Source organism: Gordonia lacunae (genome assembly GCF_002149015.1).
Taxonomy (GTDB): Bacteria; Actinomycetota; Actinomycetes; order Mycobacteriales; family Mycobacteriaceae; genus Gordonia; species Gordonia lacunae.
Map to the genome: position 1 here is coordinate 318,111 of NZ_NGFO01000001.1, position 25,091 is coordinate 343,201.

The 25,091-nt window shown below is 68.6% G+C and carries 25 protein-coding genes; 14 read left to right on the forward strand and 11 right to left on the reverse strand.

All coding sequences use genetic code 11. The features are described 5' to 3' along the window. Window positions 1–17: 17 nt before the first annotated feature. The 4 genes from CA982_RS01470 to CA982_RS01485 form a co-directional block, all read right to left on the reverse strand. Window positions 18–212: a hypothetical protein gene (locus CA982_RS01470; protein WP_086533546.1), complete on the reverse strand. Its 195-nt coding sequence runs from the start codon at window positions 210–212 to the stop codon at window positions 18–20. Next, on the reverse strand, window positions 209–934 hold the full coding sequence (locus tag CA982_RS01475; protein WP_244176085.1) for a haloacid dehalogenase type II: 726 nt from the start codon (window positions 932–934) through the stop codon (window positions 209–211). The genes CA982_RS01470 and CA982_RS01475 overlap by 4 nt, the downstream gene beginning before the upstream one ends. Then, on the reverse strand, window positions 931–1,938 hold the full coding sequence (locus CA982_RS01480; protein WP_086533548.1) for a metallophosphoesterase: 1,008 nt from the start codon (window positions 1,936–1,938) through the stop codon (window positions 931–933). The genes CA982_RS01475 and CA982_RS01480 overlap by 4 nt, the downstream gene beginning before the upstream one ends. An 83-nt stretch (window positions 1,939–2,021) precedes the next feature. Next, a complete protein-coding gene (locus CA982_RS01485) occupies window positions 2,022–4,469 on the reverse strand; it encodes a penicillin-binding protein (protein WP_086533549.1) in 2,448 nt (815 codons plus the stop codon). Window positions 4,470–4,782: 313 nt separating this feature from the next. Between CA982_RS01485 and CA982_RS01495 the strand changes: the two genes are divergently transcribed. Further along, window positions 4,783–5,091, forward strand: a complete 309-nt coding sequence (locus CA982_RS01495; protein WP_004022078.1) for a WhiB family transcriptional regulator — start codon at window positions 4,783–4,785, stop codon at window positions 5,089–5,091. A 120-nt stretch (window positions 5,092–5,211) separates the two neighbouring features. Here CA982_RS01495 and bagB read toward each other — a convergent pair whose 3' ends face one another. Together bagB and bagA are read right to left on the reverse strand one after the other, a co-directional pair. Then, window positions 5,212–6,306 (reverse strand): ArsA family ATPase, encoded by a 1,095-nt coding sequence (gene bagB / locus CA982_RS01500; RefSeq protein ID WP_086533550.1) that lies wholly within the window; start codon window positions 6,304–6,306, stop codon window positions 5,212–5,214. Then, the gene (bagA, locus tag CA982_RS01505; protein ID WP_086533551.1) at window positions 6,306–7,403 is read right to left on the reverse strand and encodes an ATPase BagA; all 1,098 of its coding nucleotides are present in this window, start codon (window positions 7,401–7,403) and stop codon (window positions 6,306–6,308) included. Before bagA ends, bagB begins: the two co-directional genes overlap by 1 nt. A 43-nt stretch (window positions 7,404–7,446) precedes the next feature. On the opposite strand from bagA, the gene sp36 reads away from it, so the two are divergent. From sp36 to CA982_RS01545, 8 genes are all read left to right on the forward strand, one after another. Continuing rightward, the gene (sp36, locus tag CA982_RS01510) at window positions 7,447–7,611 is read left to right on the forward strand and encodes a Sp36 family protein (protein ID WP_004022081.1); all 165 of its coding nucleotides are present in this window, start codon (window positions 7,447–7,449) and stop codon (window positions 7,609–7,611) included. A gap of 2 nt (window positions 7,612–7,613) precedes the next feature. Beyond that, entirely contained in the window at window positions 7,614–8,087 is a 474-nt protein-coding gene (locus CA982_RS01515) for a RidA family protein (RefSeq protein WP_086533552.1), read from the forward strand. A gap of 8 nt (window positions 8,088–8,095) precedes the next feature. Next, a complete protein-coding gene (locus CA982_RS01520) occupies window positions 8,096–8,857 on the forward strand; it encodes a TSUP family transporter (RefSeq protein WP_086533553.1) in 762 nt (253 codons plus the stop codon). Window positions 8,858–8,970: 113 nt separating this feature from the next. Next, window positions 8,971–10,545, forward strand: coding sequence for an MFS transporter (locus CA982_RS01525; RefSeq protein WP_086533554.1), 1,575 nt, complete (start codon window positions 8,971–8,973; stop codon window positions 10,543–10,545). After that, window positions 10,542–11,777 (forward strand): MFS transporter, encoded by a 1,236-nt coding sequence (locus CA982_RS01530; RefSeq protein ID WP_086533555.1) that lies wholly within the window; start codon window positions 10,542–10,544, stop codon window positions 11,775–11,777. The genes CA982_RS01525 and CA982_RS01530 overlap by 4 nt, the downstream gene beginning before the upstream one ends. 93 nt (window positions 11,778–11,870) lie before the next feature. Next, a complete protein-coding gene (locus CA982_RS01535) occupies window positions 11,871–12,101 on the forward strand; it encodes a hypothetical protein (RefSeq protein WP_086533556.1) in 231 nt (76 codons plus the stop codon). 178 nt (window positions 12,102–12,279) lie between these two features. Next, window positions 12,280–13,422 (forward strand): flotillin family protein, encoded by a 1,143-nt coding sequence (locus CA982_RS01540; protein WP_086533557.1) that lies wholly within the window; start codon window positions 12,280–12,282, stop codon window positions 13,420–13,422. 78 nt (window positions 13,423–13,500) lie between these two features. Continuing rightward, window positions 13,501–14,322: an MBL fold metallo-hydrolase gene (locus CA982_RS01545; RefSeq protein WP_086533558.1), complete on the forward strand. Its 822-nt coding sequence runs from the start codon at window positions 13,501–13,503 to the stop codon at window positions 14,320–14,322. Window positions 14,323–14,454: 132 nt separating this feature from the next. Here CA982_RS01545 and CA982_RS01550 read toward each other — a convergent pair whose 3' ends face one another. Both CA982_RS01550 and CA982_RS01555 read right to left on the reverse strand, forming a co-directional pair. Beyond that, entirely contained in the window at window positions 14,455–15,129 is a 675-nt protein-coding gene (locus CA982_RS01550; protein WP_004022089.1) for a Crp/Fnr family transcriptional regulator, read from the reverse strand. Window positions 15,130–15,310: 181 nt separating this feature from the next. Then, window positions 15,311–15,574 carry a hypothetical protein gene (locus CA982_RS01555; protein ID WP_086533559.1) on the reverse strand — a complete coding sequence of 88 codons (264 nt, stop codon included), beginning with the start codon at window positions 15,572–15,574 and terminating at the stop codon, window positions 15,311–15,313. A 246-nt stretch (window positions 15,575–15,820) separates the two neighbouring features. On the opposite strand from CA982_RS01555, the gene nth reads away from it, so the two are divergent. The 4 genes from nth (at window position 15,821) to CA982_RS01575 (ending at window position 19,393) form a co-directional block, all read left to right on the forward strand. Beyond that, window positions 15,821–16,597: an endonuclease III gene (gene nth, locus CA982_RS01560; RefSeq protein WP_208617850.1), complete on the forward strand. Its 777-nt coding sequence runs from the start codon at window positions 15,821–15,823 to the stop codon at window positions 16,595–16,597. Window positions 16,598–16,749: 152 nt separating this feature from the next. Continuing rightward, window positions 16,750–17,370, forward strand: coding sequence for a TlpA family protein disulfide reductase (locus tag CA982_RS01565; RefSeq protein ID WP_208617857.1), 621 nt, complete (start codon window positions 16,750–16,752; stop codon window positions 17,368–17,370). After that, a complete protein-coding gene (locus CA982_RS01570) occupies window positions 17,367–18,203 on the forward strand; it encodes an NUDIX hydrolase (RefSeq protein ID WP_086533561.1) in 837 nt (278 codons plus the stop codon). The genes CA982_RS01565 and CA982_RS01570 overlap by 4 nt, the downstream gene beginning before the upstream one ends. After that, window positions 18,200–19,393, forward strand: coding sequence for a MarP family serine protease (locus CA982_RS01575; protein WP_086533562.1), 1,194 nt, complete (start codon window positions 18,200–18,202; stop codon window positions 19,391–19,393). Before CA982_RS01570 ends, CA982_RS01575 begins: the two co-directional genes overlap by 4 nt. Here the strand turns inward: CA982_RS01575 and CA982_RS01580 are convergent. The 3 genes from CA982_RS01580 to acs all read right to left on the reverse strand — a co-directional run bounded on the left by CA982_RS01580 (window position 19,308) and on the right by acs (window position 23,247). After that, window positions 19,308–20,372, reverse strand: a complete 1,065-nt coding sequence (locus CA982_RS01580) for an alpha/beta fold hydrolase (RefSeq protein WP_086533563.1) — start codon at window positions 20,370–20,372, stop codon at window positions 19,308–19,310. The two genes, CA982_RS01575 and CA982_RS01580, sit on opposite strands and share 86 nt — an antisense overlap. A gap of 3 nt (window positions 20,373–20,375) precedes the next feature. Further along, window positions 20,376–20,882, reverse strand: a complete 507-nt coding sequence (locus CA982_RS01585) for a phage holin family protein (protein ID WP_086533564.1) — start codon at window positions 20,880–20,882, stop codon at window positions 20,376–20,378. Between the two features lie 424 nt (window positions 20,883–21,306). Further along, window positions 21,307–23,247 carry an acetate--CoA ligase gene (acs, locus tag CA982_RS01590; RefSeq protein ID WP_086533565.1) on the reverse strand — a complete coding sequence of 647 codons (1,941 nt, stop codon included), beginning with the start codon at window positions 23,245–23,247 and terminating at the stop codon, window positions 21,307–21,309. A gap of 397 nt (window positions 23,248–23,644) precedes the next feature. Here acs and CA982_RS01595 point away from each other — a divergent pair, with 397 nt between their 5' ends. Continuing rightward, window positions 23,645–24,400: an oxidoreductase gene (locus tag CA982_RS01595; RefSeq protein WP_086533566.1), complete on the forward strand. Its 756-nt coding sequence runs from the start codon at window positions 23,645–23,647 to the stop codon at window positions 24,398–24,400. The last annotated feature ends 691 nt before the right edge of the window (window positions 24,401–25,091 follow it).

Consider the following 25,091-nt stretch of genomic DNA (forward strand, 5'->3'; position numbering starts at 1 on the left):
TTCCGGAGGTCGCCGGGTCACTCCGGATCGTCGTCGGAGCACATCCGACCGCCGATGTGGGCCAGGATGATCGGATCGTCGGTGAGGACGCGGTCGACCTCTTCGCCGCCGTCGCAGCGCAGCAGACCCAGCGTGACCCCGTCCGGTCCGTGGTGGACCACCCGCCACGACGCCCCGGAGTCCTCCCAGCGCAGCAGGTCGTCGAGTGTCATCCGAGCGGTGCGCTCTCCGAGCGGCTCAGCTGCCGCGCGAGGTCGAGCAGATCCGTGGCGTGGACGTCGTTGTCCGGCGAACCGGAGTCGTCCTTCTCGTCCCCGCCCCACTCGTCCGGCCGCTCGATGAACGCCGTCCGGAGTCCGAACGATCGCGCGGCGTCGAGATCGCTCTGGTGGGTCGCCACCATCATCACCTCGGCGGGTTCGACCTCGAGGAGATCGGCCAGCCCGCAATAGGTCTCGCGTGCCGGTTTGTAGTGCCGCCAGAGGTCGGAACCGCCGATCACGTCCCACGGGAATCCGTTGTGCCGGGCCATGTCGGTCAGCAACGCGACGGTGCCGTTGCTCAGCGCACAGATGATGTGGTCGCGTTTGAGGCGCCGGAGGCCGTCGGCGGCGTCCGGCCAGCCCGGGATCGTCCGCCAGGCGCGGACGAGAGAGCGTGCCTGCGCGTCGTCGAGCGAGACGTCGTACAGCGTGGCGACATCGTGCAGCGTCTCGGTCTGCAGATCGTCGAGGCGCCGCCACGGCAGTTCGCCGGATTCGACGCGCGCCAGGATCGGCGAGTAGCGGCGTCGCCATTCCTTGGCGAACGCCGCCGCGTCGATTCCCGGGACCGTCGCCTGAACGGCGCCGGAGATGCCGGTGAACCAGTCGGTGACCGTCCCGAAGGTGTCGAAAGCGAGGACCTTCACACGGGGATGAAGGTCAGCGCTCACATGCTCTCCCGGGCCAGCTGAGGCAGCGACTGGTCGGCGTCGTAGTCGGCGTCGCCGTGCGATACAGGCGTGAGGGTGAGCAGGCTGGCCTCCGGGCGGCAGCAGAAGCGCGCCGGGGCATACGGAGAGGTGCCCAGTCCCGCGCTCACGTGCAGCTTCATCGACGATCCCCAGCTCGACGGACCCTTCACCCGGGACCGATCGAGCTGGCAGTTGGTCACCAGCGCCCCGAAGAACGGCAGACAGAGCTGCCCGCCGTGCGTGTGACCGGCCATGACGAGGTCATAACCGTCGGCGGCGAACCGATCGAGGACCCGCGGCTCGGGTGAGTGGGTCAGACCGAGCCGCAGGTGGGCCAGCGGGTTCGGGCGGCCGGCGACCGTCTCGTAGCGGTCCCGCTCGATGTGTGGATCGTCGACGCCGGCCGCGACGACCCGCACGCCGCTGACCTCCAGCTCCCGGACCGTGTGCGTCGCGTCGAGCCAGCCGCGCTCGGTGAACGCGGCACGCAGATCCTGCCACGGGAGGGGCTCGCCCTGCGTGCGCTGATGGTCCTTCTTGAAATACTTGAGCGGATTCTTGGGCTTGGGACCGAAGTAGTCGTTGGACCCGAACACGAACAAGCCGGGCCGCGACAGCAACCCGCCGAGCGCCTGGATCACCGACGGAACCGCCTGTGGGTGCGCGAGGTTGTCCCCGGTGTTGACGACGAGGTCCGGTTCGAGCGCCTCGAGCTCGGCGATCCATGCCTGCTTGAGACGCTGGCCGGGCATCATGTGCAGATCGCTGATGTGCAGGACGCGCAGCGGCGAGGCGCCGGGTTCGAGCACCGACAGCGTCGTGTGTCGCAGCGCGAATGCGTTGCGCTCGATCACCGTCGAGTAGAACAGCCCGGCCGCGGCGAGTCCCGCGGCGCCGGCCAGAGCGCGGACGGGTACCCCGGAACCGGACGGACCGAGGCGGGGGATGCCGAGGCGTGCGATGTCGAGTTCGGAGTGCTGCATCACCCCAGAATACGCATCCCGTACGACGGTTCCGCCCCGGTTTCTCCAGCGGCGCGGGCGCGTCGTCGAGCAACCGTTCGCGGTCAGCCCGGTAGCTGGATCACCACCGGTCCGACGCCGGGCACGACGACCGTGGTCTCGGTGGGGCCGCCGTCGTCGCCACCGGCGCGGCGGCCGTTGCTGACGTAGATGGTCACAGTGCTGCCGGGCATGGCCGAGTCGGACGGAGCGGTGAAGACCACGGTGCCCTGCGGACGGCCGCTGTCGACGTCGAGCTCGCTCACCTTGAATCCGGCGCCCTGCAGCCGGGACGTGGCCTCGCTCGCGGGGAGGCCGCTGACCTGCGGGATGCGACCGCGGTCGCTCCCGTTCCAGTACTCACGGTCGATCGGGGGCAGGGTGACCGGGCCGAACTTCGTCGCCACCGGTCGGACTGCCTGGAACCATGTCCGGGCCGGTTCCATGCCGCCGTACAGGTCACCGTCGTAGCAGGAACGCAGCGGGCTGCTGCACACGCCCTGCGGGTTCGGGCCGTCGCTGTAGACGTATGCGGCGCCGGCGATCTGGTTGGTGAAGCCGATGAACGCCGAGGAGCGGTGCGCCTCGGTGGTACCGGTCTTGCCCGACATCGGGAGGGTCCAACCCGCCGAGCCGGCCGCACCGGCCGCGGTGCCGCCGCCCACGTCGTCCTTGCTCATCGCGTTGGCGAGGGTGTGCGCGAGTCCCTCGTCCACGACCTGCTCACAGGGCGGGGGCGTGAACGGGACTGCCGTCAGGGCGCGCCGGCCGTCCGGTCCCATCACCGGGTTGCCGTACTGGTCCCGCTTGATCCGGCTGATGGCCTTGATCGGATTGGGCGGACACCATGTGCCGCCCGACGCGATGGTGGCGGCGACGTTGGCGAGCTCGAGACCGTTGAGCGGCAGGGGGCCGAGGGTGAAGGAACCGAAGTTCCCGTCCTTGACGTACTGGGCCATGCTCTTCTCGCCGTAACCCGACGATCCGGGGATGGTGTACGAGCGCAGGCCCAGGCGGACGGCCATGTCGACCGCAGGCTTGACGCCGACCTGCTGGAGCAGCTTCACGAACGCGGTGTTCGGCGACTGCGCGAGAGCGTTGGTCACCGACAACGAGGCCGGGTACCGGCCGTCGTTCTTGACGCAATAGGCGTTGGCGGGACAGCCGTTGGCCCCTCCGCTGTTGCCCATGCCCTCCACGGCGATGGAGCCGGGAACGGGGATGTTGGACCCCGCGCCGAGACCCTTCTCCATCGCGGCGGCGACGGTGAAGATCTTGAACACCGAGCCGGCGCCGTCGCCGACCATCGAGAACGGCTGCGGTTGCATCGTCTCACCGGCGCCGAGGTCGAGGCCGTAGTCGCGGCTCGACGCCATCGACAGCACGTCGTGCGACTTCTTCCCGGGGCGCAGCGTGCTCATCACGTCGGCGACACCGTCGGCGGTCGGGCTGGCCTGCGCCTTCACCGCCCGCACGGTGGAGCGCTGGACCTCGGGGTCGAGCGTCGTCTGGATGATGTAGCCGCCGCGCAGGACCGAGTTGCGGGACATGCCGTTCTCGGCCAGGAACTGCAGGGCGTAGTCGCAGAAGAAGCCGTTGTTGTCCGCCGCGATACATCCCTGCGTCGGGGTCTGGGGACGCGGCAGCACGCCGAGCGGCTTCTGCTTGGCCGCGACCAGCTCGTCACGCCGTTCCGGGAAGTTCTCGATCATCGTGTCCAGCACGACGTTCCGGCGGGCGAGGGAGGCCTCGGGGTTGGAGTAGGGGTTCAGTGCGGAGCTGGACTGCACCATGCCGGCGAGCAGGGCGGCCTGCTCGACCCGCAGGTCCTTGGCCGGGATGCCGAAGTAGGTCTGCGCAGCGGCCTCGATGCCGTAGGCGTTGTTGCCGAACGGCACCACGTTCAGGTACCGGGTGACGATCTGCTTCTTCGCCTCCTGCTTGGCGGCGGCGTCGTCGAGTCCCTTGTCGCGCTTGGCCTGATCGATGAGGGTCTGCTCGAGGGTGAGCGCCATGCGCACCTCGCGGAGCTTGCGCGCGGGCGTGGTCTCCACCGCGGCCTGCCGGTCGGCCTCGGTCCGGGCGAGCACGAGGAGCTGGTAGTTCTTGATGTACTGCTGATCGAGCGTCGACGCGCCCTGCTGGACCTCACCCGACGACGAGTTCTTCAGGGCGGCACGGATGGTGCCCTTCCAGTCGACGCCGTCGTGTTCGAGGAACCGTCGGTCCTCCACCGAGATGATCGCGCGGATCATGTCGGGGGAGATGTCGTTGTAGCCCACCTGGTAGCGGTACTGGTCGAACAGCACCGCGATCGGCTTCCCGTCGACATCGGTCATCGTGGTGACCTCTGGCAACGTGCCGTTGAGGAGTTCAGAGGACACGTTCTCGACTGCGGCCGCCGCTCGGTTGGAGACGACGCCGATTCCGCTGGCCACGGGGTAGAGCAGGCCGGCGACGAGAACTCCGGCCAGCAGGCTCGCCCACGCCAGCGACCACAGTTTCTTCGACATCACCCCGACAGGATACGTGCGTTCGTCTCGAACATCGCCCTGCACTCGCCCGCGGAGACGGCGGTGACCGGGTCGACCGCGCTTCGCGGGGTCGCCGGGTGCGCCCGCGCGATATGGGCGATTGCGGACCGTCCGAACGGATGAGTTTGCACGGTTGTCCCACTTTGTTGCTTCCAGGGGTTGCGCCCCCCAGCACAGATCCCTAGATTGAGTGCAGAATGTGACTCACTTAACAGTTCGCTGCAAATGTGGCTTGAGCAGCGAGGTTGAGACGTTCTCGCAGCTACGCAGATACGACAGGTAGGGGTGGCGGATGGCGACAGCGGCAGTTTCCAACGAAGAGGATCGCCTGGCGTGGGTCGCTCAGGCGCGATGTAGAGGGGGAGACCCCGACGATCTGTTCGTGCGGGGCGCAGCCCAGCGCAAAGCCGCCACGATCTGCCGCCACTGCCCGGTGCAGCTCGAATGCGGCGCCGATGCGCTCGACAACCGTGTCGAGTTCGGGGTGTGGGGCGGATTGACCGAACGTCAGCGTCGCGCCCTCCTCCGCCAGCATCCCGAGGTCACGTCCTGGTCGGCGTTCTTCGCCGCACAGCGTCGGCGTCACCGCGACGCAGTCTGAACCCTGTCCCTTCGCGAGCCGTGTCGAGTGGATTTCGACACGGCTCGTCGCATGCTCCTCGCCTGCTCAATCAGCAGGGACCGGCTCGTCGCATGCTCAACCGGCAGGTGAGCGCAGGCCTCAGCCCCGGCCGGTGATCTGCTCGGCCACCGCGCGCAGCGCCGTCACGTCCGCCACCTCGAACGGCAATGCCGGCACCCCGACGATCGGCACCCGCGGATGCGACGCCGTGAATCGTTGCAGCAGATGGAGTTCGCGCTTGCCGGTGGCCGCCCGGTCCGCGTGGATCCGCAGGACGCCCCGGGCGAGGTCGTCGGTGACCGACTCCAGGGCGACCAGCGCGGCCTCCTCGTGGATCGACGTCAGGTTCGGGTGTGTCCGGTTGAGGATCAACCCGGCCAGCGGCATCGATTCCTCCGACAGGCGGTCGACGAAGAACGCGGCCTCCCGCAGGGCGTCGGCCTCCGCCGCGGCCACGACGGCGAACTGGGTACCCGGCTGCTTGAGCAGGGCGTAGGTCTTCGCGGCACGGTCCTGGAACCCGCCGAACATCGAATCCAGCGATTGCACGAACATCGCGACGTCGCGGAGCATGTCGCCGCCGATGATCGTCGCGACACCGCGCATGGCCAGGCTCATCGCACCGGTCACCATGCGGCCGACCCCGCGGCCACCGCCGACCAGCACCTTCATGAGGCGACCGGAGAGAAACGAACCCAGCCGCTGCGGGGCGTCGAGGAAGTCGAGAGCGTTCCGCGACGGCGGGGTGTCGACGACGATCAGATCCCAGTGGTCCTGCTCGAGCAGCTTGCCGAGCTTCTCCATCGCCATGTACTCCTGCGTGCCGGAGAACGACGAGGCCACGGTCTGATAGAAGGCGTTCTCCATGATCGCCTCGGCTCGCTCCGGCGAGGAGTACTCGAGCACCATCTCGTCGAAGGTGCGTCGCATGTCGAGCATCATCGCGTCGAGCGTGCCCTTGCCGTCGATCGCGACCGGTTGCGGATCGTTGGTGAGTTCGGACATCCCCAGGGACTGGGCCAGACGCTTGGCCGGGTCGATCGTCAGCACGGCCACGGTCCGGCCCTGCTCGGCGGCGTACATGGCCATCGCGGCCGCGGTGGTCGTCTTCCCGACTCCACCCGCGCCGCAACAGATCACGACGCGCGTCGACGGATCGGTGAGCACCGAGCCCATCTTGAGATCGAGTGGCATCACGCACCCGCTTTCTGGAGGAGGTTGGCCAGCTCGTAGATGGACCCCAGGTCGACGCCGTCGCCGAGGGACGGCAGTTCGAGCGTCGGCAACTCCACCTCGTCGAGCTGGGCCTTGGCGATCTGCTGCGCCTGCAGCCGGGTCGCGTGCTCGATGGTCTCGGTGAGCAGCCCGGCCAGATCCCCGTCGGTGAGCTTGAGCCCGGCCGCGGTCAGGGCGTCCTCCACCCGCCCGGCATCGACCCGTCCCTCGGCGATCTCGTCGATCACCTCGGCGGGTAGATGGGGTGCGCTCACGCGGTTGATGACGAGGCTGCCCAGGTTGAGGTTCTTGCCCCGGAGCTCGTCGATGGCCTCGATGGTCTCCTGGATCGGCATCGCCTCGAGGAGGGTCACGAGGTGGATGATCGTCTCCTCCGAGTGCAGGAGCCGCACGACGCCTTCGCTCTGGTTGCGGATCGGACCGGTCTTGGCGAGATCGGCCATCGCCTGCGTGACGTCGAGGAAGTTCCCGATGCGTCCGGTCGGCGGAGCGTCCACGACCACCGCGTCGTACACGCGGTTCCCCTGCTTGTCGGTGTGGATGATCCGCTCTTTGATCTTGCCGGTGAGCAGCACGTCGCGGAGGCCGGGTGCGACGGTCGTGACGAAGTCGATGGCGCCGATCCGCTTCATCGCGCGACCGGCGAAGCCGAGGTTGTAGAACATGTCGAGGTACTCGAGCAGCGCATGCTCGATGTCGATTGCCAGCGCGGACACCTCGCCGCCGCCCTCGGCGGTCGCGATGCGGGTGTCGGTCGGGGGCAGCGGCGGGATGTCGAAGACCTGCGCGATGCCCTGCCGGCCCTCGGTCTCGACGAGGAGGACCTTCTTGCCGTCGGCGGCGAGCGCCAGCGCCAGCGCCGCGGCCACCGTGGTCTTCCCGGTGCCGCCCTTGCCGGACACGAAGTGCAGGCGGGCGCGGGCGGCGGCCGCAGGCCACTCGTTCCCACCCGCGACGGACGAAGCGTCTGTCGCGCCGCTGCCGGAAGCGTCGTCTGTCACGCCGGAATCGAGCGACTCACCCGACCCGGAACGCGAGCCCTGTTCGTTGGCCACGGCAACACCTTATCCATTGACCGTCGCCAGATAGGGTGAGTCCATGAGTGAAGTGACCGCGTGGGAATACGTGACGGTGCCGCTGCTGACGCACGCCACGAAGCAGATCCTCGATCAGTGGGGTGCCGATGGCTGGGAGCTGGTTTCGGTTCTGCCCGGTCCGACGGGCGAGCAGCACGTCGCATACCTGAAGCGTCCGAAGGGCTGACCATGGCGACCACGTGGACCGATCGTCTCGCCGAGCTGGGCATCGAGCTCCCGTCCGTGGTGCCGCCGGTGGCGAGCTACACCCCGGCCGTGCGCACCGGCAACCTCGTCTACACCTCGGGCCAGTTGCCCGTGGTCGACGGCGAACTGTCAGCGCGCGGCAAGGTGCACGAGGGTGCCGAAGGCGTCGTTCGTCCGGATGAGGCGACCGCGGCGGCCCGGGTCTGTGCACTCAATGCGCTCGCCGCGATCGACGCGCTGGTCGGGATCGATGCGATCGTGCGCGTGGTCAAGGTCGTCGGTTTCGTCGCGTCCGCACCGGGGTTCACCGGTCAGCCTGCGGTGATCAACGGGGCGTCGGACGTCCTCGGTGAGATCTTCGGCGACGCGGGCGTGCACGCCCGGTCGGCAGTCGGCGTCGCCGAACTCCCGCTGGGTGCGCCGGTCGAGGTGGAACTGATCGTCGAAGTGGCCTGACGTCTCCGTTGGACGTCGCGCTGCTGATCGCCGCTGCCGCCGCGGCCGGATGGGTCGATGCCGTGGTCGGTGGCGGTGGCCTCGTCCTGATCCCGGCGATGCTGATCGTCCAACCGGGACTGCCCACCGCGACGGCCCTGGGGACCAACAAACTCGCCGCGGTGTTCGGCACGGCGTCGGCGGCGTGGCGCTACACGCGGCACGTCCGGATCGATCTACGTCGGCTGATCCCGGTGTTCGTTGCTGCGCTCGTCTTCTCGGCGCTCGGTGCGACGGTGGCGGTGGCCCTGCCCACCGAGATCTTCACGCCGATCGTGCTGGTGATGCTGGTGTGCGTCGGACTGTTCGTCGCGCTCAATCCCGGCTTCGGGGGTGACGCGTCCACGGGACCGCGCTCGCGTGTGTCGACGATTGCGGGGCTCGTGGTGGCCGGTGTCGTCGTGGCCTTCTACGACGGGGTGATGGGCCCGGGGACCGGGACGTTCCTGATCATCAGTCTGACCGCGCTGGTCGGGACGAGCTTCCTGGAGAGTTCGGCGATGGCCAAGGTCATCAACACCGGCACGAATCTCGGCGCGCTCGCGGTGTTCGGTCTGCAGGGAAATGTCCTGTGGCTCTTGGGGTTGGGGCTCGCCGTCGCCAACGTCATCGGCGCTCAGGTCGGATCCCACATGGCGATCGGACGGGGGAGTTCGTTCGTGCGGTGGGTCCTGCTGGCCGTCGTCGTCGTGATGGTGGGGAAACTCGGGTACGACCTCATCGCGGGGTGACGGCGGCCGGGCTCGGCGCAACAGCCCGGTAGGACGGCTCCGCCCGATCTATGCTCTCCTCGTCGAGCCCGCGGCGGACGGGCCGCGACCGATTGTCGTGGAGGCGGTTCACAGTGGGCGATTCGACGACTTCGGAAACCGCGGCTCCGCTGTCGGGCAAGCAGCGGGTCCTCGCGCTGCTGCTCGCGATGGCGATGTTCGTTCTGGTCGTGGACACCTCGTTCATGAACGTTTCGATCTCGGCGGTGGTTCGCGATCTAGACACGACCGTGAGTGGGGTGCAGTCGGCGATCGCCCTCGAGGCATTGGTGTCCGCGGCGTTCATCCTGATCGGGGGCAAGGTCGGCGATCTGATCGGCCGGCGGCGGGCGTACGTCATCGGACTGCTCGCCTACGCCGTCGGCGCCTCCGCCATGGCACTCGCGCAGGGACTCACGACGATCATCGTCTTCTGGGCGATCATCGGCGGGATAGGGGCGTCCCTCCTCCTGCCCGCGATGCAGTCGCTGGTACACGGCAACTTCCATGGCGACGACCAGAAGCGGGTGTACGCCCTCGTGGGCGCCGCGGCGGCGATCGCGGCTGCGGTCGGCCCGCTCCTGGGCGGATTCATCACGACGTACTTCTCGTGGCGGCTGGCCTTCGTCGGTGAGGTCGTCATCATCGCGATCGTGTTGTGCGGAATCGGTTTGGTCCGCGATGTCGCGTACACCGGACCGCGCGGCGTGGACCCGATCGGTGCGCTGCTCTCCGTGCTGGGGATGGGCGGGATCGTCCTGGGGATCCTCGTCTGGCAGGAAGGCGGTGAGGCCGTCGGCATCCTGCTGGTCGCGGGAGCCGCGGGTCTGGTCGGCCTCACCTGGTGGTTGATGCGCCGGCGCCGCGCCGGCCGGCCCACGCTCCTGGACCCGGATCTGTTCCGGTCCAGGCCGTTCCGCCTGGGTGTCAGTCAGCAGCTGCTCCAGCAGATCGCGCTCGGCGGCATCATGATCTCGCTGCCGATCTATCTCCAGATGGTCCTCGAATACGACGCCATGGAAGCCGGGCTGTCACTGGCGCCGTTGTCGCTCAGCATGTTCGCGGTCGCGCTGGTCGCCGGCCGGCGGACGCACACCCGCCCCCCGTCGACGATCGTGCTCGTCGGTTTCGCATTGCTGACGCTCGGTGTCGCCGTCCTCCTCCCGATCGTGCCGCGGGCGGACTTCGGTTGGGGTCTGATCGTGCCGCTCATCGTGGCGGGTGCCGGTCTGGGGCTGCTCGTCTCGCAGCTGAACGACTACACGCTGGGGCCGATCAGTGACGAACGCGTGAGCGAGGCCGCCGGGACGAACTCTGCGGCCGGGTCGTTCGGGTTGTCCTTCGGACTGGCCAGCGCCGGCGCGGTCCTGCTGGCGTCGCTTGCCTTCGGATTCGTCCGCGAGGCGGAGTCCAGTGCGGTCCTGGCGCCCGCGGAACAGCAACGGGTGGCGCAAGTGCTCGACGACGATGCGCAGGTGATGAGCAACACGCAGCTGACCGAGTTGCTGGCCGGTCAGCCCGCGGACGTTCGCGAGGAGATCATCCGCATCAACACCGAGGTGCGGCCGGTGGCGCTACAGGTGGCACTGGTGATCCCGTTGGCCGCGGGCGTGCTCGGCACGGTCAACGCGCTGCGGATGAGAAGCGGGTCGGGCCGGCGGCGATCATGAGTTCGCCTCTCGCCCTGCAGCGGCGAACCGTCGTCCTGCTCTGTACGGCCCAGGTCCTGGGCGGATTGTCGATGGGTGGCGCCCTCGCGCTCGGCGCGATCCTCGGTGAGGAACTGTCGGGGACGGACTCGATGGCCGGACTGCCGACCACCGTGGTCACTCTCGGTGCGGCCGCCGCAGGGCTCCCACTCGCTTCCCTTGCGGCCGGGCGCGGGCGTCGTCCCGCGCTGACCACCGGCCTGCTGATCGCCGGCTTCGGGACCCTGACCGTGGCCGTGGCGGTCGACCACGGTTGGTTCGTGGTGATGCTCATCGGCATGGCCGGATTGGGGTCGGGCAGCGCGGTGAGTCTGCAGGCGCGGTTCGCCGCGACCGACCTGTCGTCGGCAGGCACACGTGGGCGTGATCTCTCGCTCGTGGTGTGGACGACGATGGTCGGCGCGGTGATCGGCCCCGCAGTGGTCCCGTTCGGTGCGACCGTCGCCGGGTGGTTCGCGATGACCGATCTGTCGGGACCGTTCCTCGTCGGCGCCGCGGGGTGTTTCGGCGCGGCGGCCGTGCTCTTCGCCGGGTTGCGTCCCGATCCGCTCGTCATGGCGCTCGGCGAGACCGACGGATCGCGCACCACGGTGTCATTGGCCGACGGCCTCTCGGCGATCGTGCACACACCGCCGGCACGGGCGGCGATGGCCGCCGTGGTGTCGGCGCACGCGGTCATGGTCGGGGTCATGGCACTGACGCCGGTCCACATGCATCATGGCGGTGCCTCGGTGACCCTGGTCGGTCTGTCGATCAGCGCGCACATCGCCGGGATGTATGCGCTCGCACCGGTGATGGGCCTGCTCTCCGATCGGGCCGGCCGGATTCCGGTCATCCTCGGCGGCCAGGCGGTACTCGTCGTCAGCTGCGTCATCGGTTTCGTCTTCGCGGAGTCGCAGACCGGCCTCGTCGTGGCCCTGGTCCTGCTCGGCGTCGGATGGTCGGCCTCGACGGTCGCAGCGTCGGCGTTGCTCACCGACAGCGTGGACACCGCACGGCGTGCACCGGCGCAAGGCGTTTCGGATACCTCGATGAGCCTCGCCGGGGCGGCCGCGGGGGCGCTCGCCGGGATCATCGTCGGGACCTTCGGTTACCCGGCGCTGGTCCTCGGTGCCGCGGTGGTCGCGGTGGTGACCGCGGCCTACGTCGTGCTCGACGGTGTCCGCGACCGGCGCCGGAGCGCGATGGCCTAGCAGAGCGTCTCGGGAAACGGGAGACCGGTCGCGGGCTTGCGCGACGTACCACTAGGGTTCGAGTCACTGGCGGGCGAGTCGAGGAGGCGTCGGATGTCAGCGGCGCAACTCGTCGGACGCACCGGGACCGTGACGATGTCCATTCCCGGAGGCGAGGCGCTCGGTGAGATCGAGCTGCCGTTCGCCGGCGGGACCGAGCGGTTCCTCGCGCGCGCCATGGGGCCGATCGGAATCGACGAGGCGGTGCTGGTGATCGCGGAGTGGCCCGGCCGTGTCGTCGATGTCGAACCATGGGCGCCGGTCCCCGGACACGAGCCCCGGTGAGTCGCGCCACGCCATGTGAACAACAGATCGTCATGAGCCCGCCGATGCGGCAGGATCTGAATCCGACCCGGACGCCCCGTGGGCCTGTCGTACGACAGACGACGGCATCCCGCCCACAACGCGTCCGACACCGGTGAGACACGGCGCGCTCGTTCCGCCGACGACACGAGGAGAGACCATGCTCGGCTACTACGTTCCCGAACCCGACGAGGCGATGTTGATCTCCGGCGCCAAGTCAGAGGCCGACAACGCGCCGTTCGTCGTGGTCGTGGGGCACGGGAAGTGGGTCATGCCCTTCTTCCGGAAGGTTCGGTTCCTGTCGATGGCGTTGCACGAGGCGACGATCCGCGAGGTCTGTGTGACGACTCAGGGCATCCAGCTCAACGTGCGGGCGGTCATCGCCCACAAGGTCGGCAACGACGTGGCGTCGATCGTGAATGCCGGCCAACGGTTCATCTCCGAGCAGGAGAACGAGATGAACCAGCTGACCGGACAGATCTTCTCGGGCCACCTGCGCTCCATCGTGGGCTCGATGACCGTCGAGCAGATCATCCGCGAACGCGACACCCTGGCCCGTCAGGTGCTCGATGCCTCCAAGCGTGAGATGGGATCGATCGGCCTCGTCGTCGACTCGTTCCAGATCCAGTCGATCGACGACATGGACTCCGGTTACATCAATGCGCTGGCCGCTCCCAACATCGCCAAGGTGCAGCGCGAGGCCGCCGTCGAACGGGCTCGCGCAGATCAGGAGTCGGCCAAGGCGCAGCAGGAGTCGCTGCGCAACCAGGCCGACTACGAACGCGAGACGGCCATCAAGCGGGCTGCGATCAAGGCCGAGACCGACAAGGCCAATGCCGAAGCCGCCCAAGCCGGTCCGCTCGCGCAGGCCCGCGTCAACCAGGAAGTCATCCGCGAACAGTCCGTGCTCGCGCAGGCGCAGGCCGAACTCCGTGAGCAGGAACTGATCTCGGAGGTCGTGAAGCCGGCCGAGGCCGAGGCGTTGCGCCGTCAGATCATCGCCGAGGCAGAGGCCAAGGCCGTCGAGATCCAATCGGCGGCAGCCGCGCAGCACAACCGGATCGCCCTCGACCAGCAGCTCATCGAAGCCCTGCCCACGCTCGTCGGCGAGGTCGCCAAGGGACTCAGCACCGCGAACCTCACCGTGTACAACGGCGCCGAGGGGGTCAACGAGATCATGACCGGCGTGATCACCCAGGGTGCCGCGCTGCTGCGGAGTCTGCAGGATCAGGTGGCGCCGGCGACGGTCGACGGATCGGCCGACGAGCAGTACGTGAACGGCACCCCGGTGCGCGAGAACTGATCCGGCCGTTCGGCCCGGCGTGGTCGGATCGTCGGGCTTCGCCCGGCCGGCCCGGCCGAGTCGATAGGCTCGGAGACCATGAGCTCACCGAATGACGCCGCACCGCAGCACCCGGCCTACGGGGTGCTGCGGCAAGTGACCCCGTTCGCGTCGGTCCTGTTGTGCGACAACTCCGGGATGATGGAACTCGACGGTACGAACACCTATGTGTTGCGTGCGCCCGGTAGTGACGACTGCGTCGTCGTCGACCCCGGGCCGCCGAAGTACAAGCACCATGCCCGGCGTCTCGCCGAACTGCCCGGGGTCTCGCTGGTGCTGGTGACCCACCGGCATTTCGACCACACCGGCGGGGTTTCGCGTCTGCACAAGCGCACCGGCGCTCCGGTGCGCGCTCGTCTCGAGAAGCACTGCCGCAGAGGGGCGCCGCTCCGGGACCGCGAGGTGATCGAGGCCGCGGGCCTGCGAATCACGGTGCTGTTCACGCCCGGACACACGGGGGACTCCGTCAGCTTTCTCGTCGAACACGACGGTCAGCGGGCAGTCCTGACGGGTGACACGATCCTCGGGAGTGGGACGACCGTGCTCGATCCCGCCGACGGCGGTTTGCGCGACTACCTGAACTCGCTGAACCGGCTCATCGTCGAGGGTGAAGGAGCGGCGTTGCTCCCGGCGCACGGTCCCGACCATCCCGACCTGGGCCCGGTGGCGCGGTACTACAAAGCCCATCGCGAGGAGCGGATCGACCAGATCGTCGCGGCCCTCGACACGATGGGGGTGTCGGCTCGGGACGCGAAGCCGATGAAGGTGGTGCGCAAGGTGTACTCCGACGTCGACAAGAAGCTGTGGCCCGCCGCGCGGATGTCGGTGAAGGCACAACTGGAGTACCTGCGCGAGGCCTGACCACGACGAAGGCCGCCGGCTCGGGGGAGCCGGCGGCCTTCAGTTCGTGTCAGTGCCTGCTCGCTTGGGGAGCGAGCGCTATGGCTCGCTTCCCGTTCCCTGAGGAGCGAGCGCAGCGAGCGTCTCGAAGGGTCAGCGCGCGCGGCGCGCGAGACGCTCGGAGTCGGCGATGAGGACGCTCTTGCCCTCGAGGCGCAGCCATCCGCGCTGGGCGAAGTCGGCCAGGGCCTTGTTGACGGTCTCGCGCGACGCCCCGACGAGCTGGGCGATCTCTTCCTGGGTCAGGTCGTGCGTGACGCGCAGGGCGCCGCCCTCCTGGGTCCCGAAGCGCTGGGCGAGCTGCAGGAGCTGCTTGGCGACGCGACCGGGGACGTCGGTGAAGATGAGGTCGGCGAGGTTGTTGTTGGTGCGGCGCAGGCGACGTGCCAACACGCGCAGCAACTGCTCGGCGATCTCCGGACGGTCCTTGATCCACGCCTTGAGTGCGTCGCGGTCCATCGACACCGCGCGGACCTCGGTGACGGTCGTCGCGGATGACGTACGCGGGCCGGGGTCGAAGATGGAGAGTTCACCGAACATGTCCGACGGTCCCATGATCGTCAGCAGGTTCTCGCGTCCGTCAGGGGAGCGACGGCCGACCTTCACCTTGCCGGACATGATGATGTAGAGCCGATCCCCGGGCTCGCCTTCGTGGAAGATCACATGTCCGCGAGGGAAGTCGACGGGCTGAAGCTGCTTGGTCAGCGCCGCGACGGCGGAGGGCTCGACGCCTTGGAATATGCCCGCCCGCGCCAGTACTTCTTCCACCTAGGGAACCTTTCTCGAATCTTTGCTACAGCCACGCGTCAGATCGCGCCCTTGGATACGCTACCCCGCGCACAAGCATATGTGTTGGATGGGTCACTGGAAGCTCATTGCGCGTGTGTCCGGTCGTCGAGGTGCCGACGTGGTGTTCGGGGCGAGGTGGTGGCGGTCGCGGGGTGACCGGTCAGCTGGCCCGTTGCGGTGACTCGGCGTGACCGGCGACGGCAGATTCGTGGCGGGTGACCCGGCGGTCGCGGAGTTCGTCGAGAGCGGCGGGCATCCCCTCGCGGGCGAGGGTCTGGACGTTCTGGGCGTCGGCCGCGTCGAGGAAGTCCTCGACCTCGTCGCGGGAGACCGCCGAGCGGTCGATCCGGGACTGGACCTTGTCCATCCCCATGGCGAAGAGCATGAGTACAGCCGGGAACAGCAGCGCCGCGAGACCGTGCATGGGGACCAGTAAACACAATGGACTCGCCGGAATCCCCATCCGGAGGGCCGCCGTCACTGACTTGTTACCTGACCGTAGGTTGTGTGTGAGCCGATCGATGCGACCGGCACAGGGGCGTGGCCTCGGGCGGAGAGTTCGCCGTGACCTGCGGAAACGCCGAGCCTGTCGGTGCTGTGCCGACAGTCCGGGGTGCACCGGGCGCCGGTGAAATCGGGATTGCCGCAGTACATCGCTAATCTGAATCAGGTGAGCGCACGCAAGACTGCGGCCGCGGGCCCGGCCCCGGCACGCAAGCAGGAGACCCATCTCGGATTGGTCCGGCGCGCGCGACGGATGAACCGCACCCTGAAGGTCGCCTTCCCGCACGTGTACTGCGAGCTCGACTTCACCGATCCGCTGGAACTCTCGGTGGCGACGATCCTGTCGGCGCAGTGCACCGATGTCCGGGTCAACCAGACCACCCCGGCGCTGTTCGCGAAGTACCGGACGGCCGCGGACTACGCCGGCGCCGACCGCACCGAACTCGAGGAGATGATCCGCCCGACCGGGTTCTACCGGAACAAGGCGAACTCGATCATGGGACTCGGCCAGGCCCTCGTCGAGCGGTTCGACGGTGAGGTGCCGAACAACCTGAAGGACCTGGTGTCGTTGCCCGGATTCGGGAGGAAGACCGCGAACGTGGTGCTGGGCAATGCCTTCGGCGTTCCGGGGATCACCGTTGACACCCACTTCGGCCGCCTGGTCCGACGCTGGCAGTGGACCGAGGAGACCGATCCGGTGAAGGTCGAGCACGCCATCGGTGAGCTGATCGAGCGGCGCGAGTGGACCGACCTGTCGCACCGGGTCATCTTCCACGGCCGTCGTGTCTGCCATGCGCGGAAGCCGGCCTGCGGCGTGTGCATCCTCGCGAAGGACTGCCCATCGGTGGGGACCGGTCCGATGGACAAGGCCGAAGCCGCAGCCCTCGTGAAGGGGCCGGAGACCGAGCATCTCCTCGCGCTGGCCGGGATCGCCGCCCCGTGAACGACACCAGAGACAGCGGCACCACCGACAGCGGCAGCACGGGCAGCAGTGCCACGGTCAGCGGCACCGACACCGAGAGCGAAGCGCGCCGGTCGACGCGGGATTCCCGTTTCCCGCCCGCCGCGCGCTGGACCGTCGTCTTCGTGATCGTGATGATCGCGCTGATCGTGGCGATCTGGCCACGCGGGGACGATCCGTCGCCGATGACCGCCGCGCCGTCGTCGGCGAGCGGACCCCGACCGATCGACGCCCCGGTCGACGAGGCGCGTGTGGCGGAGGCGCGTCAAGCCGCAGCCCTACCGGATTGCCCGGTCACGGGTCTGCCGGAGTCCCCCGATTCCGTCCTCGCGGGCGTCGTCGAGCCGTGTCTGGGTACCGGCGCGCCGTATGACCTCGGTGCGGCGACGGCGGGCCGGCCGCTGGTGATCAACGTGTGGGCCCAGTGGTGCGCGCCGTGCAAGACCGAGTTGCCCTACTTCGAGGAGTTCGCCGCGCGCGCCGGGGACCGGGTCACCGTGCTGGCCCTGCACGCCAAGGAGGGCGGCAGCAATCCGTTCTTCCCGCTGACGCTGCTCACCGAGATCGGAGTCCGTGTGCCGTCCGTGCTCGACCTCGACGGAAAGGTCGCCGCGGCCGTCGGCGCGCCCCGGGTGTTCCCGTCGACCGTCTTCCTGAGACCCGACGGCACGGTGGCCAAGGTCTATCCCGGCGTCTTCGACAGCCCGGAGGAGATCGCCGACTCGGTGGCCGAGCACCTGGGCGTGCGGGTATGAGCGGGCGATCGCCCGGCGACGCGGGTCCGCTGGTCCCGCGTACGGAGATCCCGCCCTGGCTACGAGCCCTCACCGATGACGTCACCGCGGTCACCAGGAGTGTCGACAACCGCGGCGGCGACCGGTCGCGCTGGGCATCGATGCTGCGGACGAAGTCGCGGTCGGCGGCGGTCCTGATCCTGTTCTCCGGATCGTGGGAGTCGGCCGACGACCATCCCGGCGGTGTGCCCGCAGACGCCGAGGTCCTGCTGACCGAGCGTGCGCCGACGCTGCGGCAGCACAGCGGTCAGGTCGCGTTCCCCGGCGGTGCGGCCGATCCGGGCGACGACTTCCCGGTCGGCACCGCGTTGCGCGAGGCCGCCGAGGAGACCGGCCTCGACGCGTCCGGGGTGAGCATCCTCGCGACCCTGCCGAGCTTTCCGGTCGGCGTCTCGGGGTTCGACGTCGTCCCGGTGATCGGCTACTGGCACCGTCCGAGCGAGGTGCGCGTCGTCGACGAGGGCGAGACCGCGCGAGTGGACCGCATCAACCTGCGGGAGCTGCTCGACCCGGCCAATCGATTCCAGGTCCGTCGCAAAGCGGTGGGCATCGTCTACAAGGGCCCGGCCTTCTTCGTCGACCGACTGCTCGTGTGGGGATTCACCGGTGGGCTCGTCGCCGCCATCAGCGAGGTGTCCGGCTGGGACCGCCCGTGGGACAAGAACGACGTGCGTTCGCTGGAGAAGATGATCGAACTCGCCGGCAGCCGTCAGGAGTCCGGTTTCGCGGAACTGCGGTCGGACGACCGTGACGTCGTCGATGCCCGCAACGCCGAGTCCGGGGGTTCCCGGTGACCGGCTCGACCTGGGTCGACGTCATCGTGATCGGCATCGCGCTGCTCGCCGCGGCGAGCGGTTACCGATCGGGTGCGGTCGCCTCGGCCCTGGCGTTCATCGGTGTCGCGCTCGGTGCCGTGGCCGGTCTGCTGCTCGCGCCGCGCCTGATCGAACAGTTCGACGACCTGCAGGTACGGCTGCTCGCCGGAATCCTGGTGCTTGTCGTGCTCGTCGTCGTCGGCGAGGTCGCAGGCATGGTTCTGGGACGCGCGGCTCGCGGTGGTATCCGGTCGCCCGGCCTGCGTGCTGTCGATAGTGGTGTCGGTTCGCTCCTACAGGTGGTCGCGGTGCTGCTGGCCGCCGGGCTGCTGGCCATCCCGCTGCGGGAGTCGGCGGACCCGGCGATCGCCGGGGCGGTGCGCGACTCCAAGGTGCTGACCGGCGTCGACGCGGTGTCCCCGCAGTGGGTCGACGACCTGCCCGATGATTTCAAGGCGCTCCTGGACAGTTCCGGGCTCCCGAAGCTCCCGTTCGTCAGCACCCCGTCGACGAACGTCGACCCGCCCGATCAGGCGCTGGCCGAACTGCCGGTGGTGACGCAGGCGCGTCCCAGTGTCGTGAAGATCGAGGGCGTCGCGCCGAGCTGCCGGCAGGCGCTCGAGGGGAGCGGGTTCGTCGTGTCGCCCGAGCGGGTCATGACCAACGCGCACGTGGTCGCGGGTACCGAGCGGCTGGAGGTGCAGACCTCGACCGGGGCGCAGCTGCCGGCTCGCGTCGTACTCTTCGACAGCGAGAACGACATCGCGGTGCTCGACGTCCCGGGGCTGCGTGCGCCGGCTCTGCGGTTCGCCTCACGCCCCGCGTCGACCGGGGACGATGCGATCGCGCTCGGCTTCCCTGAGGCCGGACCGTTCTACGTGAGCCCGCTGCGGGTTCGCGCGGTGTTCGCCCACACCGGCGACGACATCTACCGCACCGGGCAGGTGACCCGTGAGGTCTATGCCGTTCGCGGTCTGATCCGTCAGGGCAATTCGGGTGGCCCGCTGCTCAACTCGGACGGCGAGGTGCTCGGCGTGGTCTTCGGGGCGGCCGAGAATGCCGCCGACGAAACCGGTTTCGTGCTCACCGCCCGTCAGGTCCGCTCCGACTTCGACGAATCCGAGCGGCGAAGCGAGCGGGTGAGTACGCAACGCTGCGTCCTCGCCTGACTTTCCGTGCCGATCGGCGCGTGCCGTCCGCGGTCGGTTCGGGCTCGTGGCGCAGGAACTCGAGGATGTGCTCGGTCACCGCGGCCGGTTGTTCCTGATGGACGAAGTGGCCGCTGCCCTCGACCTGTCGATACTGCTGGTGCGCGGCCCACCGGTGGCTGTCGGCCATCGCGTCGTCGAGGATGTACGGGTCGTCGCGGCCGCGGAGGGCGAGCACCGGCAGGTGCAGCCGTTGATCCATGAGCTCCATGAAACGGGCGCCGTCGGGCCGGAACTGTGAACGGAACGCCCAGCGCCGGTACTCCAGGCTGCAGTGCGCGACGTTGGGGATCAGCATCGCCGACCGGTTGAGTTCGACGGTGTGCGCGTAGTCGGGTTCGGCCCGCCAGGGGTCCGACGACCGTTCCGCGAAGTAGTCGGAGACGAAGGCGGCGTCGTCGCGCGTGACCTGACGTTCGCCGAGACGCGGGATCTGGTTGCGCAGGAACAGCGGCAGGAACTGCGCTCGCTGGGCCTTGTCGCGCAGCACCCGTCGACGCAGGGCGCGCGGGTGGGGGGACGCGACGACGACGATCCGGTCGACGACGCGCGGGTGCAGAGTGGCGGTCGCCCAGCAGACCAGTCCGCCGTCGGAATGCCCGATGAGGGTGGCGCGGGTGTGTCCGAGCGCGCGCACCAGCCCGTTGGTGTCGCCGGCCAGGGTCCAGCCGTCGTAGCCGCGCGGGGGTTTGTCGGTGTCGCCGTAACCGCGGAGGTCGACGGCGACGGCGCGGAAGCCGGCGTCGGTGAGTGCGGTGAGCTGATGTCGCCAGCTCCACCAGAACTCGCCGAAGCCGTGGAGCAGCAGCACCAGCGGGCGGTCGCCCGCAGGGACGCCCGCGGGTTGGACGGCGTGGAACCGGACTCCGTTGGCGCGGACGTCGAAGTGCTCCCAGTCGCCCGGGAGACGAACGCTCGAGGGGTCAGGCTCCTCGCTCACGGGTCATCCTTCGCGGGCGGGCGGAATTCTCGGGTGGGTGGTCTCGTGCGCCGCGCCCCGATGCGGCAGGACGGTCGGCAACTCGTTGACCGATTCGATCGTCTTCTCGGGTCCGCGTACCCGTTTGAAGAAGAGGTAGCCGACGAAGGCCGCGATCAGGGTGACCGTCACCAGGATGAGGAAGACGATCAGGAACGCCAGCCAGCGCCAGACCCATTCGTCGAGCAGCTCGGCGAGGAAGAAAAAGAAGAAGAAGCTGGAGTACAGCGCCATCACGCCGGCGACGATCAGCAGCCCCGTGCCGGCGCCGGCCTTCTTCGCCTCGGTGACCAGTTCGGCCTTGGCGAGCGCGACCTCGGATCGGAACAGGGTGGAGACACTGGTGGTCGCGTCCTTGACCAGGCTTCCGATGGTCGGCTCGCCGTTGTGGCCGGCGTTCGCGTCGGAGAGCGGGATCGACGGGACGGAGTCCCGGCCCGCGTCGGGCAGGCCGTGCTCGTTGGGGCTCACAGAATCCTCCGTTGTTCGGCTGATGGCCATATGTTGCCATGCGCGGGCGGTCCGGGTGGCGAGCCACCCGTCGAAGGAGTGGCGAGCCACCCGTCGAATGGAGTGGCGAGGTACCCGTCGAATGCTGTGGCGAGCCCTCGCCGGACGCAGCGGAGCGAGCAAGTGATGGTGCGGTTCCCACCGCTCTCCGAGGAGTGGCCGTCGCTTGCGGAGGTGCGGTTCCCACTGCTCCCTGAGGAGCGGCCGTAGCTTGCGGAGGTGCGGTTCCCACTGCTCCCTGAGGAGCGGCCGAAGCTTGCGGAGGTGCGGTTCCCACTGCTCCCTGAGGAGCGGCCGAAGCTTGCGGAGGCCGCGTCACGAAGGGGCCTGCCGACTCGACGTCGGCAGGCCCCGATCGGGCGTCGGTGATTTCGCGGGAGGGTGGTTACGCCTTCTTCGCGCGGATCGCCTCGAAGACCGAGGGGTCGACGAGGGTGGAGGTGTCGCCGAGTTCGCGTCCTTCGGCGACGTCCTTGAGCAGGCGGCGCATGATCTTGCCCGAGCGCGTCTTGGGCAGTTCGGGTACGACGTTGATCTCGCGGGGTTTGGCGATCGGCGAGATCTCCACCGACACCTGCTGGCGCAGTTCGGCGATCAACTGGTCACCGGTGTTCGCCACACCCTCGCGCAGGATGACGAAAGCGACGATGCCCTGGCCGGTGGTCTCGTCGGCGGCGCCGATGACCGCGGCTTCGGCGACACCGGAGTGCCCGACGAGTGCGGACTCGACCTCGGCGGTGGAGATGCGGTGGCCGGAGACGTTCATGACGTCGTCGACGCGTCCGAGGACCCAGAGGGCGTGGTCCTCGTCGTAGCGGGCGCCGTCGCCGGCGAAGTACCAGCCCTGCTCGGCGAAGCGTGACCAGTACGTCTCGCGGAAGCGCTCGTCGTCGCCCCAGATGCCGCGCAGCATCGACGGCCACGGCTGGTCGAGCACGAGGTAGCCCTGCTCACCCGCGCCGACCGGGTTGCCCTGGTCGTCGACGATGTTGGCGCTGATGCCGGGCAGGGGCTTCATCGCCGATCCGGGCTTGGTCGCGGTGACCCCGGGCAGCGGCGAGATCATGATGGCGCCGGTCTCGGTCTGCCACCAGGTGTCGACGATGGGCGCGGAGTCGCCGCCGATGACCTCGCGATACCACTTCCAGGCCTCGGGGTTGATCGGTTCGCCGACGCTGCCGAGCAGACGAATGCTGGACAGATCGTGGGCGTCGGGGATCTCGCGGCCCCACTTCATGAAGGTGCGGATCAGCGTCGGCGCGATGTAGTAGATGGTGACGCCGTACTTCTGGATGATCTCGAAGTGACGGTGCTCGTTGGGGGAGTTGGGGGTTCCCTCGTAGACGACTTCGGTCGCGCCGTTGGAGAGCGGGCCGTACACGAGGTAGGAGTGGCCGGTCACCCAGCCGATGTCGGCACCGCACCAGAAGACGTCGCGGCCTTCCTTGTGGTCGAACACGTAGTGGAACGAGTAGCTGACCTGGGTGAGGTAGCCGCCCGAGGAGTGGACGATGCCCTTGGGCTTGCCGGTGGTCCCCGAGGTGTAGAGCAGGAACAGCGGGTGCTCGGCGTCGAACGCCTCGGCCTCGTGGGTGTCGGACTGCTCGTCGACGGTGTCTTCCCACCACACGTCGCGGCCTTCGACCCAGTTCAGGTCGGGGTCGTGGTTGGTCCGACGCACGACCAGGACCTTCTCGACCGACTTCGCGGCGTCCTCGCCGGTGCCGAGCGCTTCGTCGACCTGCGTCTTCAGCGGTGCCGGCTGGCCGCGGCGGTACTGGCCGTCGGTGGTGATCACGAGCTTGGCCTCGGCGTCGTCGACGCGCGAGCGCAGCGCGCCCGAGGAGAAGCCGGCGAAGACCACCGAATGGGTCAGTCCGAGGCGGGCGCAGGCGAGCATCGAGATCAGGGCCTCGGGCACCATCGGCATGTAGATGGCGACGCGGTCGCCGGCGACCAGTCCGATCGACGAGAAGTAGTTGGCCGCCTTGCTGACCTCGGCGAGTAACTGGCTGTAGGTGAGGTCGCGGGTGTCGCCGGGTTCTCCGACCCAGTGGATGGCGACCCGGTCGCCCTTACCTGCGGCGACGTGACGGTCCACGCAGTTGACGGCCACGTTGAGGCGGCCGCCGACGAACCACTTGGCGAAGGGTGCGTCGGACCAGTCGAGGGTGGTGGTGAAGTCGGTGGCCCAGTCCAGCCTCCGGGCCTGTTCGGCCCAGAACTCGAGGCGATCGGCATCGGCATGGTCGTACATCTCGGCCGTGCCGTTGGCCTGGGCGGCGAACTCGTCGGAAGGTGGGAATGCCTGGACGGTGGAGGACATCGGTGAGAAGGGCCTTTCGCTGTCGACGGCGGTCACTCAACAGTAAGGTGACCCGACGTCAGTACGGGGAAACAGTGTGAGCGTAGTCACGTCGGCGTCATGCCAGGAACCGTCCGGTATGCGAACGCAACCGATACGCGATGAACGGCTGTTGAGCGACGACGAACGGTCGGCCGCAGGCCGGTGGTCGGCCACCGACCGATCGAGACGGTTCGCTTCGATGGGGCCACTGGCCGCGCGATAGGAACAATAACCGTTTCCGAATCACACAACGGCGACTAACAATGGCCGATCGGTATTCCCTATTCATCGAGAGCTTCCGGCGGCGGGTGTCGTCGTGGTCGGGCAACCGAGGGTGACCCGAGGACGGTGTCGCCGACACAACTATCGTCGGTTCGTGACCACCGACCCACTGTTGCCCCTGCTGGAGCTCCCCGGCGTCGCCGCTGCGTCCGACCGCGCACGTGATGCCCTGTCGGCAGTCCACCGGCACCCCGCCAACCTGCGCGGATGGGACAAGACCGCCACCGAGGCCTCGTGGCGGGCGGGTAGGTCCTCGGCTGCCATCGACGGTGGAAGCGTCGAGCTCCGGCGTGACGGCGACTTCGACGACCCGATCCTCGCGGGTGCGATGCGGGTGTCGCAGGCACTCGACGGGGACTCCCTGGTCACGCTGACCGCGGTGATCCGGCGGGCGCCCGCGCAGGCCCTGGCGCGGTTGCACACCCTCGCTGCCGCAGACCTCGTCGACGACCCCGAGACGTTGGGGCGCCCGCGAAGTGGGACGGATGTCAGCGAACGTCTCAACTTGTTGGGGCAGTTGACAACCGGTGCGACCTCGGTCCCGGCGCCTGTGCTCGTCGCGGTGGTCCACGGGGAGCTGCTGGCCGTGAACGCCTTCCCGACCGCCAACGGCATCGTCGCCCGTGCCGCGTCCCGCCTCGTCGGCGCCGCGACCGGTCTGGACCCGCACTGCCTCGGTGTGCCGGAGGTGACCTGGTTCAAGCGGGTCGGCGAGTACCGCACCTTGGCGACGAACTTCGGAGCCGGTACCGAATCGGGCCTGCGGGACTGGATCGTCTTCTGTTGCGAGGCCTTGGAAGCCGGTGCGGCGGAGGCGAAGTCGATCGCCGACGCGGCACGGGCGGGGTAGCGCCCAGGGGTGGCGAACCCGCCCCGGACAGCACTGCGGGCGGCCGCCGGCGTCGTAAACGACGCGGTTGCCGCCCGCGTAGCACGGACTCAAGTTACCAAGCGTGCTTGGTGGGTTGTGGTTACCGCCTCGGCGATTGATCGCGAGTCGGGATTGCGGACCGTCCACGTGCTGCCAGCTGTGGGCCATTCCTCCCGGGCCTGGCGCCTCAAGAGAGGAAGGCGTGGCGCAACGAGTGGTGGCGGTCGGTTGTCCTGACTGTGATGTCGCAGGCGCACAACACTTTTGCCATATGCGGCGTGCTCCGCGTGGGTGCTTGCCGCCCGTGCTGGGAAGTGCTCGGCGTGGGGGTCCGTTCCTTCTCTTCCGGATCGAACTTGGCCTTCCGAGTTTCCGTAACCACTGTTCTACACCGTGATGCCGATCACATCAAGCGTTCCGTGCCGGAATGTTGCCCGATTTCCAGATTCTGCCGAAATGTGTTGAGGCGCAGGTGATTTGTCGAGCCTGGCGGTGGAATCAGGGCCTGAGGCGCGCCGATAGGGCCCGTCGTCCAGGGGGGCAACGTTGCAATGACGTTGCGCGTTTTCTGTGTCGAAAAGGCGTTTGTCGGATAACGCCCCACAGCGGAACGTGCATTTGCTCGTGTTGTTACCGGGGAGTAGAACGGACATTCGCGAATGGGATTGTT

What these genes read in the sequence shown, in the direction of transcription:
- CA982_RS01470 (WP_086533546.1), bottom strand. Translation starts at nt 212, where the DNA reads ATGACACTCGACGACCTGCTGCGCTGGGAGGACTCCGGGGCGTCGTGG.
- CA982_RS01480 (WP_086533548.1), bottom strand. Translation starts at nt 1,938, where the DNA reads ATGCAGCACTCCGAACTCGACATCGCACGCCTCGGCATCCCCCGCCTC.
- CA982_RS01485 (WP_086533549.1), bottom strand. Translation starts at nt 4,469, where the DNA reads ATGTCGAAGAAACTGTGGTCGCTGGCGTGGGCGAGCCTGCTGGCCGGA.
- CA982_RS01495 (WP_004022078.1), top strand. Translation starts at nt 4,783, where the DNA reads ATGGCGACAGCGGCAGTTTCCAACGAAGAGGATCGCCTGGCGTGGGTC.
- bagB (WP_086533550.1), bottom strand. Translation starts at nt 6,306, where the DNA reads ATGCCACTCGATCTCAAGATGGGCTCGGTGCTCACCGATCCGTCGACG.
- sp36 (WP_004022081.1), top strand. Translation starts at nt 7,447, where the DNA reads ATGAGTGAAGTGACCGCGTGGGAATACGTGACGGTGCCGCTGCTGACG.
- CA982_RS01515 (WP_086533552.1), top strand. Translation starts at nt 7,614, where the DNA reads ATGGCGACCACGTGGACCGATCGTCTCGCCGAGCTGGGCATCGAGCTC.
- CA982_RS01530 (WP_086533555.1), top strand. Translation starts at nt 10,542, where the DNA reads ATGAGTTCGCCTCTCGCCCTGCAGCGGCGAACCGTCGTCCTGCTCTGT.
- CA982_RS01535 (WP_086533556.1), top strand. Translation starts at nt 11,871, where the DNA reads ATGTCAGCGGCGCAACTCGTCGGACGCACCGGGACCGTGACGATGTCC.
- CA982_RS01540 (WP_086533557.1), top strand. Translation starts at nt 12,280, where the DNA reads ATGCTCGGCTACTACGTTCCCGAACCCGACGAGGCGATGTTGATCTCC.
- CA982_RS01545 (WP_086533558.1), top strand. Translation starts at nt 13,501, where the DNA reads ATGAGCTCACCGAATGACGCCGCACCGCAGCACCCGGCCTACGGGGTG.
- CA982_RS01555 (WP_086533559.1), bottom strand. Translation starts at nt 15,574, where the DNA reads ATGCACGGTCTCGCGGCGCTGCTGTTCCCGGCTGTACTCATGCTCTTC.
- CA982_RS01565 (WP_208617857.1), top strand. Translation starts at nt 16,750, where the DNA reads ATGATCGCGCTGATCGTGGCGATCTGGCCACGCGGGGACGATCCGTCG.
- CA982_RS01570 (WP_086533561.1), top strand. Translation starts at nt 17,367, where the DNA reads ATGAGCGGGCGATCGCCCGGCGACGCGGGTCCGCTGGTCCCGCGTACG.
- acs (WP_086533565.1), bottom strand. Translation starts at nt 23,247, where the DNA reads ATGTCCTCCACCGTCCAGGCATTCCCACCTTCCGACGAGTTCGCCGCC.